The organism is Pseudomonas sp. COR18 (assembly GCF_048568395.1).
GTDB lineage: Bacteria > Pseudomonadota > Gammaproteobacteria > Pseudomonadales > Pseudomonadaceae > Aquipseudomonas > Aquipseudomonas fuscovaginae_B.
The window spans coordinates 5,244,176-5,261,153 of sequence record NZ_CP183808.1 but is presented as its reverse complement, the minus strand read 5'-3'; the positions used below and the strand labels follow the sequence as shown (position 1 = coordinate 5,261,153).

The window sequence follows — 16,978 nt, the reverse complement described above, 5'->3', positions numbered from 1 at the left end:
CCATCAATACCTTGAGAAATACCTGAAATCGAACCCGGGGACGGGGCGTCTCACGACACCCCCTCCTCCACGGCAGCAGACAATCGGCCCAGCCACCAGGCCGCCAGCTGGCTCACGGCGGGCGCCTTGAGCAGGCTGAAATGGTTGCCCGGCCCATACCAGACCGTCAGTTCGTCGACCTGGGCGCTCCAGCCGGCGACCATCGCCTGTTGCTCGCGCTGGTTGCCGGCCGCGTCCAGGGTCGGATCGTCCGCCAGCACCAGGCTGGCCCGACCGACAAAACGCCGCTGCGGCCGATAGACGGTACGCAGTGCGCTGGCGAAGGTCCGCGCCGGGCCATGCATGGCCTGCGGCGCCGCCCGTGCCGAAAGCAGACCGACCCGGACCATGCCGGCATGCAGTTGCGCCAGTTGGGTGTTGTCGTCCTGTTCGGCGAAGGCCTGCGCATCGATGCCCAGGGACTTGCCCGAGGCCAACTGCATCGCCTCGACCAGCCGCTGCAGGGCCGCAGTGGTGGTATAGGGCTTGCCGATCACGCTGTTGCCGCCGGGCGACTCGCTGTCGATCAACGTCAGCGAGGCCACCTCGCGCCCGGCCGCCTGCAACCGGGTGGCCATTTCGAAGGCCACCCAGCCACCGAAGGAATGCCCGACCAGATGCAACGGCCCCTCCGGGCAGGCCTGCTCCAGCGCCTGCAGATACAACTGCGCGGCACTCTCGACACAACTGTGCGGCACCGACTCGCCATCCAGCCCGCGGGGCTGCAGGCCGATCACCGGCCAGTCCGGCCCGAGGGCATCGGTGAGCCCGATAAACCCGGTGACACTGTCCCCGGCACCGGGCACACAGAAGATCGGCGTGCGACCGGCGCGGCCCTGCTGGATCGTCAACAGCGGCTGGTGCACGCTGCCCGGCGCCACCTGCGCACGCTCCAGGGCGTCGCCGAGCGCCTGGCCGAGGACCTGGACATGCGGCGCCTGCATCATGCTCAAGTGATCGCCCGGTACCTCGATGCAGCGCAGTTCGCCACGCCCCAGGGCCTCTGCCCAGCCCAGCGACTCGCTGCGCCGCGCCAGCTCGCTGGTACGCTCGCCGGCCCGGAACAGGTGCACCGGCATGCCGATCGGGTGCAGGCGGTAATGGGCCAAGGCATGCCCGTGGGCCACCTCGCGATCGATGAACGGCCACAACGCCTGCGACGATACCGAACCGAGACTGGCCGGCAGCAACTGCCGTTCGCGGCAGTGCTCCAGCAGGCCGTCGAAATCGAAGCGGTCCAGGTCCTGCTCCAACTGCCGCACCTGCGCCAAGCCATCGCTGCCCGCCGGCCCTTCGACGGTGAGCCAGGCCGAGCATTGCAGCAGCAGGTGGCGCTTGTGCGCCGCCTCACCGGCCCAGCGCGCCTTGCCCTGGTCGGTCAGCCGCGGCACGTAGCTGTCAAGCAGGCCGAGGAACTGCACCGGCTGGTCCTGGCCCAGCAACTGGACAGCGATCTCGTAGGCCAGTACTCCCCCGAACGACCAGCCGGCCAGGCGATACGGCCCCTGCGGCTGCACCTCGCGGATCAGTTCCACCAGCCGTGCCGCCAGGCACTCCATGGTCCGCAACTGCGGCTGGCCCAGGGCGATGCCCGGCAGGCCGTAGATCGGGAAATCGCCGGGCAGGTGCTGGCCCAGCACCGGGAAATAGGCATCCGCACCACTGAACTCATGCACCAGGAACAGCCCCGGCTGACTGCCGCCGGCCCGCACGGTGATCACCTCGTCGCGCCCTTGCGGCGCGGCGCCGCGCTGGCTGAGCAAGGTGGCGAGCGATTCGACGCTGGCATGCTGGAACAACTCCGCCAGCGACACTGGCAGGCCCGCCTGTTCCAGCAGGTTGACCAGGCGGATCGCCAACAGCGAATGGCCTCCCAGCTCGAAGAAGTTGTCGTGGCGACCGATCCGCTCGACCTTGAGCACGTCGGCCCAGAGCTGCGCCAGGGTCTGCTCGAGCGGGTTCGCCGGAGCGACATGGGCACGGCTGGCGAAGTCCTCGATGAGCGGCACCGGCAGCGCCTTGCGATCGAGCTTGCCGTTGGCGGTCAGAGGCAGCAGAGGCAACCGCACATAGGCCGACGGCACCATGTAGTCCGGCAATTGCCCGAGCAGATGGTTGCGCAGTTCCTCGACCTCCGGCGCCACGCCTTCGCCGATCGCCGTGAAGTAGGCCACCAGGCGCTTGTCGCCCGGCGCCAGCTCATGTACCTGCACGGCGACCTCGCGAACCTGCGGGTGCCGGCCCAGGCGGGTCTCGATCTCGCCCAGTTCGATGCGGAAGCCACGGATCTTCACCTGGCCGTCGTTGCGCCCGAGGTACTCCAGGTTGCCATCGGCGCGCCAGCGCACCAGGTCGCCGGTGCGATACATCAGGCTGCCCGGCAGCGGGTTGAACGGGTCGGCGAGGAATTTCTCCGCCGTCAGTTCCGGCTGGTTCAGGTAGCCCTTCGCCACGCCCGCGCCACCGACATACAACTCACCGACCACGCCCACCGGCACCGGCTGCCGCCGGGCATCCAGCACATAGGCGCGGGCGTTGCCGATCGGCCGACCGATAGGGATGCTGCCCTCGGCCACCGTGGTGATCTCGAAGGTGGTGGAGAAGGTCGTGGCCTCGGTCGGGCCGTAGCCATTGAGCAGATGCCGGGGGGCCCCGTGCCTGAGCACCCGCTCGATCACGGCCGGGTCGAGCACATCGCCACCGACGATCAGGTAGCGCAGGCCACGCAAAGCCTCCATCAAGCCGTCGGCGTACTGCTGGAACAGGCCGGCGGTCATCCACAACACACTGACGGCCTGCTCCTGCAACAACGCCCCCAGCACATCACGCGACAGCAGGTCGCCCTGGTCGACCACCACGACGCAACCGCCGTTGAGCAACGGTGCCCAGACCTCCAGGGTACTGGCGTCGAACGCCGGGTTGGAAGCGAAGGCCACCCGGTCGTGCTCGTTGAAATCGGCGTAGCCGTTGTTGATCACCAACCGCGTGATCGCCCGGTGCGGCACCAGCACACCCTTGGGGGTACCGGTGGAGCCGGAGGTGTACATGAGGTAGGCCACCGTCTCGGACGACTGCGGCAGATCCGGGTTGTGCTCCGGCCGCCAGTCGAGGGCCAGGCTGTCCAGCTCGACCCGGGGCAATGCCAGGTCGGCCAGCTCATCACCACGCGTCAACAGCAGCACCGCCCGGCTGTCTTCAAGCATGAAGCGCTGGCGTTCGACCGGGGCATTGATGTCCAGCGGCACGTACACCGCTGCGCACTTGCTGATCGCCAACTGGCTGGCCAGCAGGTCCGCCGAGCGCTCCAGCAGGATCGCCACCGTGTCACCCGGCGCCACGCCGAGGGCCAGCAGGTGATGGGCCAAGCGGTTGGCCCGGGCGTTCAAGGCGCGGTAGCTGAGGCTCTGTGTCCCGTGCACCAGCGCCTGGGCCTCGGGACGGGCCAGGGCCTGCGCCTCGAACAGCCGGTGCACGGTCTGCAGGTGCGGATACTCGCGCGTGGTCGCGTTGAATCCGTCCAGCAACTGCCGACGCTGATCGCCCGGCAGCACCGACAGTTGCTCGATCGGCAAGGTCGGTTGCTGCTCCAGGGCCTGCGCCAGGTTCTCCAGCACCGCGTGCATCAGGTCGCAGACCCGCTGCGCACCGATCTGTGCCGGTGCCAGCGCGGTCAGGGCGAAGTCCTCGCCCAGGTCGTCGACGCTGAGGGTCAACAGGTAGTTGGTACGTTCCTCGGCCTTGAGCAACTCGATGCCCTGCCAGGCGCCCCGAACCTCATCGTCTGCCGCCGTTGCCGAGGCTCCGTGCCGGTAATTGAGCAAGGCACTGAACAGCGGCGTGCCAGCGGCCACGCCGCTGCAACGCTGCATCAGCGCCAGCGGCGCATGTTCATGGGCCAGCAGCCGGGCCAGGCGCCCATGGGTGGCCTGCAGGGCCTCGCGTACCGGCCGGGCGTCGATGTCGACGCGCAACGGCAAGGTATTGATGAAGACCCCCAGGGCCCGCTCGGCGCCCTCGCCGCCCTGCAGGCGCCCGAGCAGCACGGTGCCGAACACCACCTGCTCACGGGCCGCCGCCACCCCGAGCAACCGCGCCCAGGCCAGGTGCACCAGGCTCGCGGCGCTGACGCCCAGTTGCCGAGCCTGCTGGCGCAGGCGTCGGCTCAATGCCGGATCGACCGGCCGCTGGCGCTCCTCGACGCCACCGCCATTGCTCTGAACGTCCCGCAGGCCGAACGGCAGGGTCGGCTCATCGATGTCCCCCAGTTGCTCGCGGAAGAACGTCTCGTGCTCCTGCTCGCTCATGCCCAGACGGGCCTGGGCCACGTAGTTGCGGTAAGGCACCGCGGCGCCCAGCCGTTCGCCATGGCCGAGCAGGCAGGCTTGCAGTTCCTGCTGCAACACTTCCAGCGCGACGTGATCCATGACCAGGTGATGGAACAACAGCAGACCGATGATCCGGCCATTGGCCGGATCGGCGCAGTGCACCAGGCGCAGCAACGGCGCTCGGGTGATGTCCAGGCGATAGTGGCGGGTATCGAAGCGCGCCAGCAACTGGCTGGACACCTCCCCGTCGGCCGGATCCAGCGACACCGCCTCGCACACCAGCGGCGCCTCGCGCAGCACCACCTGCAACGGTTCCGGCAGGCCGTCCCAGAGGACCGCGCTGCGCAGGATGTCATTGCGTTCGATCACCTGCCCCAGAGCCTGGCTGAAGGCGTCCAGGCGCTCCCGGCTGGCAAAGGCGAATTGCGCCTGCAGCAGGTACGGGTCGCCTTCGCTGGCGGCCAGGTGGTGGTAGAGAATCCCCGCCTGCAACGGCGCCAGCGGGTAGATGTCCTGCACGTTGGCGCTGCCACCCGGCACGCTGGCGACGATCCGGTCGATGGCCTCCTGCTCCAGTGTCACCAGCGCCAGGTCAGCCGGCGTGATCCGCCGGGCACCGGCCCGAATGCGGTTGGCCGGGATCTCGATCTCGCGCCCCGCGCCGAGGCTGGCGGCAAAGGCGGCCAGGGTCGGCTGGCCGAACAGCACCCGCACATCGGCCGTCAGGCCAAGCCGGCGCATGCGTCCGATCAGGCTGACCGCCAGCAGCGAGTGACCGCCCAGCTCGAAGAAGTTGTCGTGGCGCCCTACACGCTCGACATTCAGCAGCTGCGCCCAGAGCCGGGCCATCAGTATTTCAGTTTCACCCAGCGGTGCCTCGTACTCGCGCACGACCAGGGCCGCCTGGTCCGGCGCAGGCAGCGCCTTGCGATCGAGCTTGCCGTTGGGGCTCAGCGGCAACGCTGCCAAGTGCACGAACAGCGCCGGGACCATGTAGTCCGGCAGTTGCTCCAGCAGATGGGCCCGCAACGCATCGATGTCCTGGACCTCGGCCGCCGTGTAGTAGGCCACCAGGCGCTTGTCGCCCGCGACGTCCTCACGGGCCACCACCACCGCCTCCTGCACCGCCGGGAAGGCGGTCAGGCGCGCCTGGATCTCGCCCAGTTCGATACGCAGGCCGCGGATCTTCACCTGGTCGTCGTTACGCCCCAGGTACTCGATGTTGCCGTCCGCCAGGTAGCGGCCGACATCGCCCGTGCGGTACATCCGGGCCTCCGGCGTCGTGCCGAACGGATCGTCGAGGAAACGTTCCGCAGTCAGTTCGGGGCGATTGAGGTAACCGCGTGCCACCTGCACCCCGCCGATGTACAGCTCACCGACCACACCCAGCGGTACCGGCTGCATCTGTGGGTCGAGCAGGTACATCCGGGTGTTGGCGATCGGTTTGCCGATCGGCGTGTTGTCCGGGGTCTGCTCGATCGGGCCGGCACAGCTCCAGGCCGTCACGTCCACCGCGGCCTCGGTCGGACCGTAGAGGTTGTGCAGTTCGGCACCCGGCAACTGCGCCTTGAACCGGCGCACCACACTGCCCGGCAAGGCTTCACCGCTGCACATGACCCGTTTCACGCTGGCGCAGCGTTCGGCATCACCGTGGGCCAGGAACATATCGAGCATCGACGGCACGAAATGCAAGGTGGTGATCTGCTCGGCCTGGATCACCTCGCTCAGGTACAGCGGGTCCTTGTGCCCTTGCGGACGCGCCATCACCAGCCGCGCGCCGGTGAACAGCGGCCAGAAGAACTCCCACACCGACACGTCGAAGCTGAACGGAGTTTTCTGCAGCACCGCGTCATCCGGGGTCAGGCCGTATTCGTCCTGCATCCACAGCAGGCGGTTGACCACCGCCGCGTGTTCGTTGATCACGCCCTTGGGCTGGCCGGTGGAGCCGGAGGTGTAGATCACGTAGGCGCTATGCCTTGGGGTCAGTTCACCCACCCACGGGTTGTTCACCGAGCGGTTGTGCCAGGTGTTGCAGTCCAGGTCGATCACCGGTACCGCCACCTCACCCAGCAGGTCGCGGGTGCGGCCCTGCACCAGCACCACCGCCGGTGCGCTGTCAGCGAGCATGTAGGCGATCCGCTCGGCCGGATAGGCCGGGTCCAGCGGTACATAGGCGCCGCCGGCCTTGAGGATCGCCAACAGGCCGACGACCATCTCCAGGCCGCGTTCGACGCAGATCGCCACGCGTGCATCCGGCGCCACACCCTGCTCGCGCAGGTGGTGGGCCAACTGGTTGGCGCGCTGGTTCAGCGCCCGGTAGGTCAGGCGCTCCTCGCCCGCCTGCAGCGCCACGGCTTCCGGCGCCCACTCGACCTGGTCCTGGAACAGGCCATGAAGGGTCTGCGCCAGGTTGTAGCCGGTGTCGGTGGCATTGAAATCCCCCAGCAAGTGCTCGCGCTCGGTCATGTCCAGCAGGTCGATCCGCGCCAACCGGGTCTGGTCGTCGGCGACCATGGCCCGCAGCAGGCGCTCGAAGTAGCCGGCATAACGCTGCATCGTCGACTCGTCGAACAACGCCGTGGCGTACACCAGGCCACCGCTGATGCAGCCCTGGGTCTCGCCCAGGTTCAGGGACAGATCGAACTTGGCGAAATGCCCCGGGGCAGCGATCCCTTCCAACTGCAGGCCACCGGGCACCGCTTCGGCACGCTCGCCCGCCTGCCAGGTCAGCAGGGTCTGGAACAGCGGGCTGTGGGCCAGGCTGCGCGCCGGCCGGATCAGTTCCACCACCTGCTCGAACGGCAGGTCCTGGTGCGCCTGGGCCTCGAGAATGCGCTGGCGAACCTGTGCCAGCAGCGCGGCGACATTCCCGGCGCCGGCCACATCGAGACGAATCGCCAGGGTATTGACGAATAGCCCGATCAGGCCCTCGATCTCCGCGCCCTGGCGGTTGGCGACCGGCGAACCGATCACCACCTCGTCCTGTCCGGCCAGGCGAGCGAGCAGCGCGCCCCAGCCGGCCATCAGGGTCATGTACAGCGTCAGCCCATGGCGCTGGCCGAGCGCCCTGAGCCCCGCGCTCAACGACGCGTCGAGATGGATCTCGACCTGGCCCCCGGCATAGTCCTGACGCGCCGGACGCGGTCGGTCCGTGGGCAGCATCAACAGGGCTGGCGCACCACTCAGGGCCTGCTGCCAGTAGGCGTTCTGCCGCGCCAGCACTTCGCCGCTCAACCACTGCCGCTGCCAGACGGCGAAGTCGCCATACTGCAAGGCCAGGGGCGGCAGCGGGTCATCCTCGCCGCGGCTGAAGGCGGCGTACAGCGCGACCAGCTCGCGGGTCAGCACGTCCATCGACCAGCCATCGGCGATGATGTGGTGCAGGGTCAGCAGCAGTACATGATGCTCCTCGCCGAGGATCGCCAGCCGGCCACGAATCAACGGCCCGCGCGCAAGGTCGAACGGAGCACGGGCTTCATCGCTCAGCAGGTCTTCCAGGGCGGTGGCGGCCTGCGGATGCTGGCGCAGGTCCTCGACCTGCAGGAGCAGGCCGGCCTCAACCGGAGCGATCAGCACCTGGGGTGTTTCATCGCATTCGACGAAACGACTGCGCAGGGTTTCGTGGCGCGCGACGAGGGTCGCCAGCGCCTGTTGCAGGGCCTGGGCCTGCAACTGCCCACGCAGGCGCAGGGCGACGGGAATGTTATAGGCGCTGTTGGCACCGTCCATCTGGGCCAGGAACCACAGCCGCTGCTGGGCGAACGACAGCGGTAGCGCGCCGTCACGGGGAACCGCGACGATGGCCGGCAGGCTGACCGGTGCATCGCTCTGGAGAAACCGTGCCACGGCCGCCAGTTCGGGATTGGCGAACAGCTCGCCCAACGGCAGCTCGCGCTGCAATTGCAGGCGCACCTGGGAAACCATGCGCATCGCCAGCAACGAATGGCCGCCCAGCTCGAAGAAATGGTCCCGGCGACCGACCCGCTCGACCTGCAGCAATTCGCCCCAGATCCGCGCCAGGGTATTTTCCAGCTCGCCTTCGGGCGCCAGGTATTCACGCTGCGACAGGGCCGTCAGCGCCGGCGCCGGCAGCGCCCGGCGGTCGAGCTTGCCATTGGCCGTCAGCGGCAACGCGTCGAGCCGGACATAGGCCACCGGCACCATGTACTCCGGCAGTTGCGTCGCCAACTGCGCGCGCAATTCACCAGGCTCGGGCAAGCCGCCCGATGCCGCCTCGGTCAGATAGGCCACCAGGCGCACCTGGCCGGGCTCATCCTCACGGGCCAGCACCACCGCCTCACGGACGCCCGGCAGGCGGTTGAGGCTGGCCTCGATCTCGCCCAGCTCGATCCGTACACCACGGATCTTCACCTGGTCGTCGTTGCGGCCCAGGTACTCGACGGTACCGTCGGCCCGCCAGCGCGCCAGGTCGCCGGTGCGATACATGCGGGCCTGCGGCAGCGTGCTGAACGGGTCGTCGAGAAAACGCTCGGCGGTCAGTTCCGGGCGGTGCAGATAACCGCGCGCCACCCCGGCCCCCCCGACATACAGCTCGCCGGCCACCCCCACCGGCACCGGACGCAGTTGTTCGTCCAGCAGATAGAGGCGCGCGTTGTCGATCGGCCGACCGATATGCAGCAGCCCGTTCGGCTCGACCTGCCCGGAGGTCGCCACCACCGTGGCCTCGGTCGGGCCGTAGTTGTTGATCACCGCGAAGCCAGGGTCCTCGGCGAACTGCCGCAGGCGGTCGCCGCCGATCAGCAGGGTGCGCAGGGTCGGATGGCCACGGCCCTGGCCAAAGGCATACTCGGCCACCGGCGTCGGCAGGAACGCCACCTGTAACGGCTGCGCCCGCCACCAGTCGAGCAGGCTATCCAGCTCGCCGCTGCCCAGGCTCGCCGGCGGCAGGTGCAGGGTCGCGCCCACGCACAGCGCCGGCCAGACTTCCCAGACCATGGCATCGAAACCGACGCCGGCAACGCTGGCGGTATGGCTGCCGGCACGCAGATCGAAGGCCGCACAGTGCCAGTGCACCAGGTTCTCCACGGTGCCGTGCTCGACCATCACGCCCTTGGGCAGGCCGGTGGAGCCGGAGGTGTAGATCACATAGGCCAGGTGCCGGGCAGCGAGCCCCGCCACGTGCGGATCGCTGACGGGCAGGTCGTGCCAGGTCGGCTGGTCGAGATCGACCAGCGGCACCTGCAACCGGCCCGCCAGCTCGCGGGTGTTGCCCTGGACCAGCACGGCCAGGGGTGCGCTGTCCTCCAGCAGATAGCGGATCCGCTCGGCCGGATGGGCCGGATCGACCGGCACATAGGCGCCGCCGGCCTTGAGAATCGCCAATAGGCCCACCAGCATCCGTGGCCTGCGGGTCACGCAGATCGCCACCCGCTCATCCGCCTGCACACCCAGTGCCCGCAGATGATGGGCCAGCTGGTTGGCCTGACGGTTGAGCTCACGGTAGCTCAGTGCCTGCCCGTCCATCCGCACCGCCACGGCATCCGGCGTGCGCTCGACCTGGCGTTCAAACAACCCGTGCAGGGTATGCCCACGGGGGTACTCGACCTGGCTGGCATTGAAGTCCTGCAGCAACTGCACGCGCTGCGCTTCGTCCAGCAGATTGGCCTGGCCGAGGCTGGCCTGGTCGTTGTCGACCATCGCCTGCAGCACACCACGCAGATAACCGAGATAACGCTCGATGGTGGCCGCGTCGAACAGGGCCGTGGCATAGGTCAGCGAGCCCACCAGTTGCGCGCCGCCGTCACCGAGGTCGAGGGCCAGGTCGAACTTGGCGAACTGCCCGCTGCCGGCCAGCGCCTCCAGTTGCAGGTCGCCCAGTTGCAGCGCCGCCTCATCGTGGTTCTGCCAGGAGAACATGCTCTGGAACAGCGGGCTGTGAGCCAGGCTGCGCTCCGGCCGGGTCAGCTCCACCACCTGCTCGAACGGCAGGTCCTGGTGAGCCTGGGCCTGCAGGGTCCGTTCGCGCACCTGGGCCAGCAGCGCCTCGACGGTCTGCTGCGGGGAGACATCGAGGCGGATCGCCAGGGTGTTGACGAACAGCCCCACCAGGCCTTCCACCTCGGCCCGCTGGCGGTTGGCCACCGGCGAGCCGATCACCAGATCATGCTGCCCGCTGAGGCGCCCCAGCAGCAGGGCCCAGGCGGCCAGCAGGGTCATGTAGGGGGTGGTGCCATGCCGCTGGCCGAGGGCCCTGACTGCGGCGCTCAGGCGTTCATCCAGGGTGAAACCGATCGTGGCGCCGGCGTAGTCCTGGCGGGCCGGACGCGGCCGGTCGGTGGGCACCATCAGCAGGGCTGGCGCGCCGGCCAGGGCCTGTTGCCAGTAGCTGCCCTGCTGCTGCAACAGCTCGCCATCGAGCCAACGCCGTTGCCACACGGCGAAGTCGCCGTACTGCACCGCCAACGGCGGCAGCGGGTCAGGCCGGGCGTGGCGGAAGGCCTCGTAGAGCGCCATCAGCTCGCGGGTCAGCACGCCCATCGACCAGCCATCGGAGACGATATGGTGCAGGGTCAGCAGCAGCACATGGTGCCGGTCGGCCAGGCACAGCAGACGGCCACGGATCAGCGGCCCCTGTTGCAGGTCGAACGGTTCGCCGGCTTCCTCGCGCAGGCGCGCCTGGACGCAAGCTTGGGCATCGGGGGTCGCGCGCAGGTCCTCGATGGCGAACCGCAGCCCCTGGCCGACCGGAGCGATCTCCACCCGTGGCTCGTCACCGTGCAGGACGAAACGACTGCGCAGGGTCTCGTGACGCTCGACGATACGCGCCAGCGCCCGTTGCAGCGCCTGGCTGTCCAGCGGGCCGTGCAGGCCCAGGCCGACCGGAATGTTGTAGGCGCTGCTCGCGGCGCCCATCTGCGCCAGGAACCACAGCCGCTGCTGGGCGAACGACAGTGGCAGCGCCTGGTCCCGCGCCACCGCGAGAATGTCCGGCAGGGTACTGCGGGCCGCCTGGCCGAGGGTTTCGGCCACCGCCGCCAGCTCGGCATTGGCGAACAGTTGCGCCAGCGCCAATTCCACGCCGAGGCGCTGGCGGACCTGCGCCACCATGCGCATCGCCAGCAGCGAGTGCCCGCCCAGTTCGAAGAAATGATCGCGGCGACCGACCCGCTCGACCTGCAACACCTCGCTCCAGATCTGCGCCAGGGTGATTTCCAGCTCGCCCTCGGGCGCTTCGTACTCGCGGGTGAACAGGTCATCCAGCTCGGGCCTGGGCAGCGCCCGACGATCGAGCTTGCCGTTGGCCGTGAGCGGCAGCGCGGCCAGCTTCACATAGGCGGCCGGCACCATGTAGTCCGGCAGGTGGGCCTGCAGCCAGGCCCGCAGTTCGGCGGTTTCCAACGCATCGACCTGCGCCTGCTCGGTGAAATAGGCCACCAGCCGCGCTTGCCCCGGCTGGTCCTCGCGGGCCAGCACCACCGCTTCCTGGATACCGGGAAGCTGGTTGAGCCGGCTCTCGATCTCGCCCAGCTCGATGCGCATGCCGCGGATCTTCACCTGGTCGTCGTTGCGTCCCAGGTACTCGAGGGTGCCATCGAGCTGCCAGCGGGCCAGGTCGCCGGTGCGGTACATGCGCGCCCGGGGATCATCGCTGAACGGGTCGTGGAGAAAACGTTCGGCGGTCAGTTCCGGGCGGTTGAGGTAACCGCGGGCGACGCCGGCACCGCCGACATACAGCTCACCGGCCACCCCCAGCGGCACCGGGCGTTGGCGTTCGTCGAGCAGGTAGACTCGCGCATTGCTCATCGGCTTGCCGATATGCAGGAGCTGCCCGGCCTCGACCCGCCCCGAGGTGGCGACCACCGTGGCCTCGGTCGGACCATAGTTGTTGATCACCTCGAAGGTCTGGTTGCGGCTGAACTGGCGCAGGCGGTCACCGCCAATCAGCAGTGTACGCAGGGTCGGGTGTTCGAGGTTGCGGGCAAAGGCGTGTTCGGCGATCGGCGTCGGCAGGAAGCTGACGTCCAGCGGCTGCGCGCACCACCAGTCGAGCAGGCCGTCGACATCCTCGCCGCCCTCGGCCGGCGGCGGCAGGTGCAGGGTCGCCCCGGCGCACAGGGCCGGCCAGACTTCCCAGGCCATGGCGTCGAAGCCGAAACCGGCGACGCTGGAGGTGTGCCGTCCCGGGCACAGATCGAAGGCCGCGCAATGCCAGTCCACCAGGTTGGACACGGTGTGGTGCTCGACCATCACCCCCTTGGGCAGCCCGGTGGAACCGGAGGTGTAGATCACATAGGCCAGGTGCCGGGGATCAGGGGTCGGCAGTTGCCCGCTGGCGACGGTGTGCTCCTGCCAGAACGGTTTGTCGAGGTTGATCACCGGCACCGCCAGTTCCGGCAGACGGGCCAGCAGGTCGTCCTGGGTCAGCACCGCCACCGGTGCGCTGTCGTCGAGCAGGTAACGCAGGCGCTCGGCCGGATGGGCCGGATCGATCGGCACATAGCCGGCCCCGGCCTTGAGGATCGCCAGCAACCCGACCAGGGTATCGAGCCCGCGCCGGGCAACGATCGCCACCCGCTGGTCGGGGCGGACGCCGAGTTCACCCAGGTGGTGGGCCAGGACCTCGGCCTGCCGGTTCAACTCGGCATAACTCAATGATTGTCCCTGGCACACCGCAGCCACCGCCTGCGGCTGTTCGGCAGCCCGGGCGACGATGCGCTGGTGCAGGGTCAACCCTTGCCGGTAGTCGGCCTGGCTGGCGTTGAAGCCCTCCAGCAACAGCTCGCGCTCATCCATCGGCAGGATCGACAGTTGCTCCAGCAACGCCTGCGGACTCTGTTCGAGGGCCTGCGCCAGTTGCTCCAGGGCCGTGCGCATGTAGTCACACACCCGCTGCCCGTCGATCTGCGAACTGGCCAGCAGGGCCAGGCGGAAGTCCTCGCCCTGATCGTCGACGCTCAGGGTCAGGGGGTAGTTGGTGCGCTCCTCGGAACTCAGCGGGGTGATGCCATGCCAGGCCGAGGCCGCGTCGCTGGCGCTGGCAGCCACCGCCAGACCGTTGTGCCGGTAGTTGAGCAGGCTGCTGAACAGCGGCGTCGGCACCTCGACCCCACTGCAGCGCTGGGCCAGCGCCAGCGGTGCGTGTTCGTGGCGCATCAGCGCGGTGAGCCGGGCCTGGGTCGCACGGACCCCGGCCTGGACCGTCAGGCCGCCGATATCGACCCGCACCGGCAGCGTGTTGATGAAGATCCCCAGCGCCCGGTCGCCATCGCCACCGCCCTGCATGCGGCCCATCAGCACCGTGCCAAAGACCACGCTGCGCCTGCCCGACAACGCCGCCAGCACCTGGCCCCAGGCCAGGTGGAACAGGCTGGCGACACTCGCCCCCTGCTGCCGGGCCAGGGCCCGCAGCCGAAGGTTCAGTTGCGGCTCCAGCGCCAGATTGAATTCGTCGATGGCCGTGCCGTCGCCCTGCACGTCCTGCAGGCCGTAGGGCAAGGTCGGCTCGTCGATCTCCGCCAGCATCTCGCGGAAGAAGCTTTCATGCTCCGCCTGGCTGATTCCCAGGCGGGCCTGGGCCACATAGTTGCGAAACGGCACCGGCTGGCCCAGTTGCCCACCCTGCCCGCGCAGGAACGCGCCCATCTCATGGCGCACCACGTCCAGTGCGCTATGGTCCAGGGCCATGTGGTGGAACAGCAACATCGCCACCAGCCGCTGCGCGGCTTCATCGCGGGCGTACACCAGGCGGATCAGCGGTGCCCGGCTCACATCGAGGCGATAGTGGCGAGCGTCGAAACGCTCGTGCAACCGTTGCAGCGCCTCACCCTCGTGCGGTTCGAGCAGCACCTCTTCCACCACCAGTTCGGCCTTGCGCCAGACCACCTGTACCGGACTTTCCAGGCCCTCCCAGAGCACTGCGGTGCGCAGGATGTCGTGGCGGTCGATGACCTTCTGCAAGGCCTGGGCGAAAGCCGTCAGCCGCTCCAGGTCGGCGAAGGCGAACTGTGACTGCATGACATAGGGATCCCCCTGCGTCGCACTGGCGTGGTGGAACAGGATGCCCTCCTGCAACGGTGCCAGCGGGTAGATATCCTGCACGTTGGCGACCCCGCCCGGTACCTGGGCGACGATCCGGTCGATCTGCTCCTGGTCCAGATTGGCCAGGGGCAGCATCGCCGGGGTGATGCGGGTGGTCCCGGCCTCGATGGCGTTGGCCGGCACCGTCACCTGGCCGCTCGCCGCCGGCGAATAGGAACCGTCGCGGATCATGCCGATCAGCACCGGTTTGTACTCGCGCAGGCGCGCCAGCAGTTCAGGCTCGGTCAGTGCCTGCTTGTTACCCTGTACGATCAGTTGATCGTTCCTGACAGCCAGTTGGATGCCTTTTGCCTTCAATATGGCCAGCAGTTCCGTCACGTTCACAAGGCGATCTCCATTTGTTCGGTAATTGCGGCGTATCCGGCCAACGTCGGTTGTTCGAACAGCGCCCTCATGTCGGCTTCCATGCCTTCCTGGTGCAGACGGCCGATCAGGCTGACGGCCAGCAGTGAGTGCCCACCCAGCTCGAAGAAGTTGTCGTGGCGCCCTACACGCTCGACATTCAGCAGTTCCGCCCAGAGCCGGGCCATCAGTATTTCGGTTTCACCCAGCGGTGCCTCGTACTCGCGCACGACCAGGGCCGCCTGGTCCGGCGCCGGCAGCGCCTTGCGATCGAGCTTGCCGTTGGGGCTCAGCGGCAACGCTGCCAGGTGCACGAACAGCGCCGGAACCATGTAGTCCGGCAGTTGCTCCAGCAGATGGGCCCGCAGCGCATCGATGTCCTGGACCTCGGCCGCCGTGTAGTAGGCCACCAGGCGCTTGTCGCCCGCGACGTCCTCACGGGCCACCACCACCGCCTCCTGCACCGCCGGGAAGGCGGTCAGGCGCGCCTGGATCTCGCCCAGTTCGATACGCAGGCCGCGGATCTTCACCTGGTCGTCGTTACGCCCCAGGTACTCGATGTTGCCGTCCGCCAGGTAGCGGCCGACATCGCCCGTGCGGTACATCCGGGCCTCCGGCGTCGTGCCGAACGGATCGTCGAGGAAACGTTCCGCGGTCAGCTCGGGACGATTGAGGTAACCGCGTGCCACCTGCACCCCGCCGATGTACAGCTCACCGACCACACCCAGCGGTACCGGCTGCATCTGAGCGTCGAGCAGGTACATCCGGGTGTTGGCGATCGGTTTGCCGATCGGCGTGTTGTCCGGGGTCTGCTCGATCGGGCCGGCACAGTTCCAGGCCGTCACGTCCACCGCGGCCTCGGTCGGGCCATAGAGATTGTGCAACCCGACATGCGGCAACTGCGCCTTGAACCGCCGCACTACGCTGCCCGGCAAGGCCTCACCGCTGCACATCACCCGCTGGACGCTGGCACAACGGCTGACATCGCCATGGGCCAGGAAGAGGTCGAGCATCGACGGTACGAAGTGCAAGGTGGTGATCTGTTCGGCCTTGATCACCTCGCCCAGGTAGATCGGGTCCTTGTGCCCTTGCGGACGCGCCATCACCAGCCGTGCACCGGTGAACAGCGGCCAGAAGAACTCCCAGACCGACACGTCGAAGCTGAACGGGGTTTTCTGCAGCACCGCATCATCCGCAGTCAGGCCGTACTCGTCCTGCATCCACAGCAGGCGGTTGACCACCGCCGCATGTTCGTTGATCACGCCCTTGGGCTGGCCGGTGGAACCGGAGGTGTAGATCACGTAGGCGCTGTGCCGCGGGGTCAGGCCGGGTACCTGTGGATTGTCCGCCGAGCGGTCCTGCCAGGTGTTGCAGTCCAGATCGATCACCGGTGCCGTCGCCTCGCCCAGCAGGTCGCGGGTGCGGCCCTGCACCAGCACCGCCAGCGGCGCGCTGTCAGCGAGCATGTAGGCGATCCGCTCGGCCGGATAGGCCGGGTCCAGCGGCACGTAGGCGCCACCGGCCTTGAGGATCGCCAGCAGGCCAACGACCATGTCCAGACCGCGTTCGACGCAGATCGCCACCCGGCTGTCCGGCCCCACACCCCGCTCGCGCAGGTAGTGGGCCAACTGATTGGCGCGGCGATTCAGTTCGCCGTAGCCCAGGCGCTGCTCGCCGGCGGCCACCGCCTGCGCCTGCGGCGCACGTTCGGCCTGGGCCTCGAACAGGCCATGGAGGGTCCGCTCGAGGTCGTAGGCGACCTCGGTGGCATTGAACGACTCCAGCACCTGCCGACGCTCGCGGTCAGTCAGCACCGGCAGGCGATTGAGCGCCCGCCGCGGCGCCTGCTCCAGCGCCTCGACCAGCCCTTCCAGGGCCGCCAGCATGAAGTCACAGACGCGCTGCGCACCGATGCGGGCCGGCGTCATCGCGGTCATGCTGAAGCCTTCACCCAGGTCGTCGACGTTCAGGCTCAGCGGATAGTTGGTGCGCTCCTCGCTGGCCAGGGTCTCGATGCCCCTCCAGGCACCTGGGGTGGCCTTGTCGAAGAGACCGGCATCACTGTGGCGATAATTGAGCATCGCGCTGAACAGCGGCAGCGATGCGGCCACGCCACTGCAGCGCTGGGCCAGGGCCAGCGAGGCGTGCTCGTGGCCGAGCAGCGCGGTCAGGCGGCCGTGGATCGCCTTGACCCCGGCGCGCGCCGGCGTGTC

The 16,978-nt window shown here is 68.5% G+C and carries 2 protein-coding genes (1 of these 2 only partly in view); both read right to left on the bottom strand.

Annotation, left to right across the window (positions count from 1 at the left end; translation table 11 throughout):
- Positions 1 to 50 precede the first annotated feature (50 nt).
- Positions 51 to 14,747 carry an amino acid adenylation domain-containing protein gene (locus ACM62G_RS24050; protein ID WP_419735759.1) on the bottom strand — a complete coding sequence of 4,899 codons (14,697 nt, stop codon included), beginning with the start codon at positions 14,745 to 14,747 and terminating at the stop codon, positions 51 to 53.
- Positions 14,744 to 16,978, bottom strand: the 3' end of a protein-coding gene (locus ACM62G_RS24045) for a non-ribosomal peptide synthase/polyketide synthase (RefSeq protein WP_419735758.1). 20,469 nt of this gene lie beyond the right edge of the window; 2,235 of the gene's 22,704 nt are visible here — the last part of the coding sequence; its start codon lies beyond the right edge, outside the window; the stop codon is at positions 14,744 to 14,746. Before ACM62G_RS24045 ends, ACM62G_RS24050 begins: the two co-directional genes overlap by 4 nt.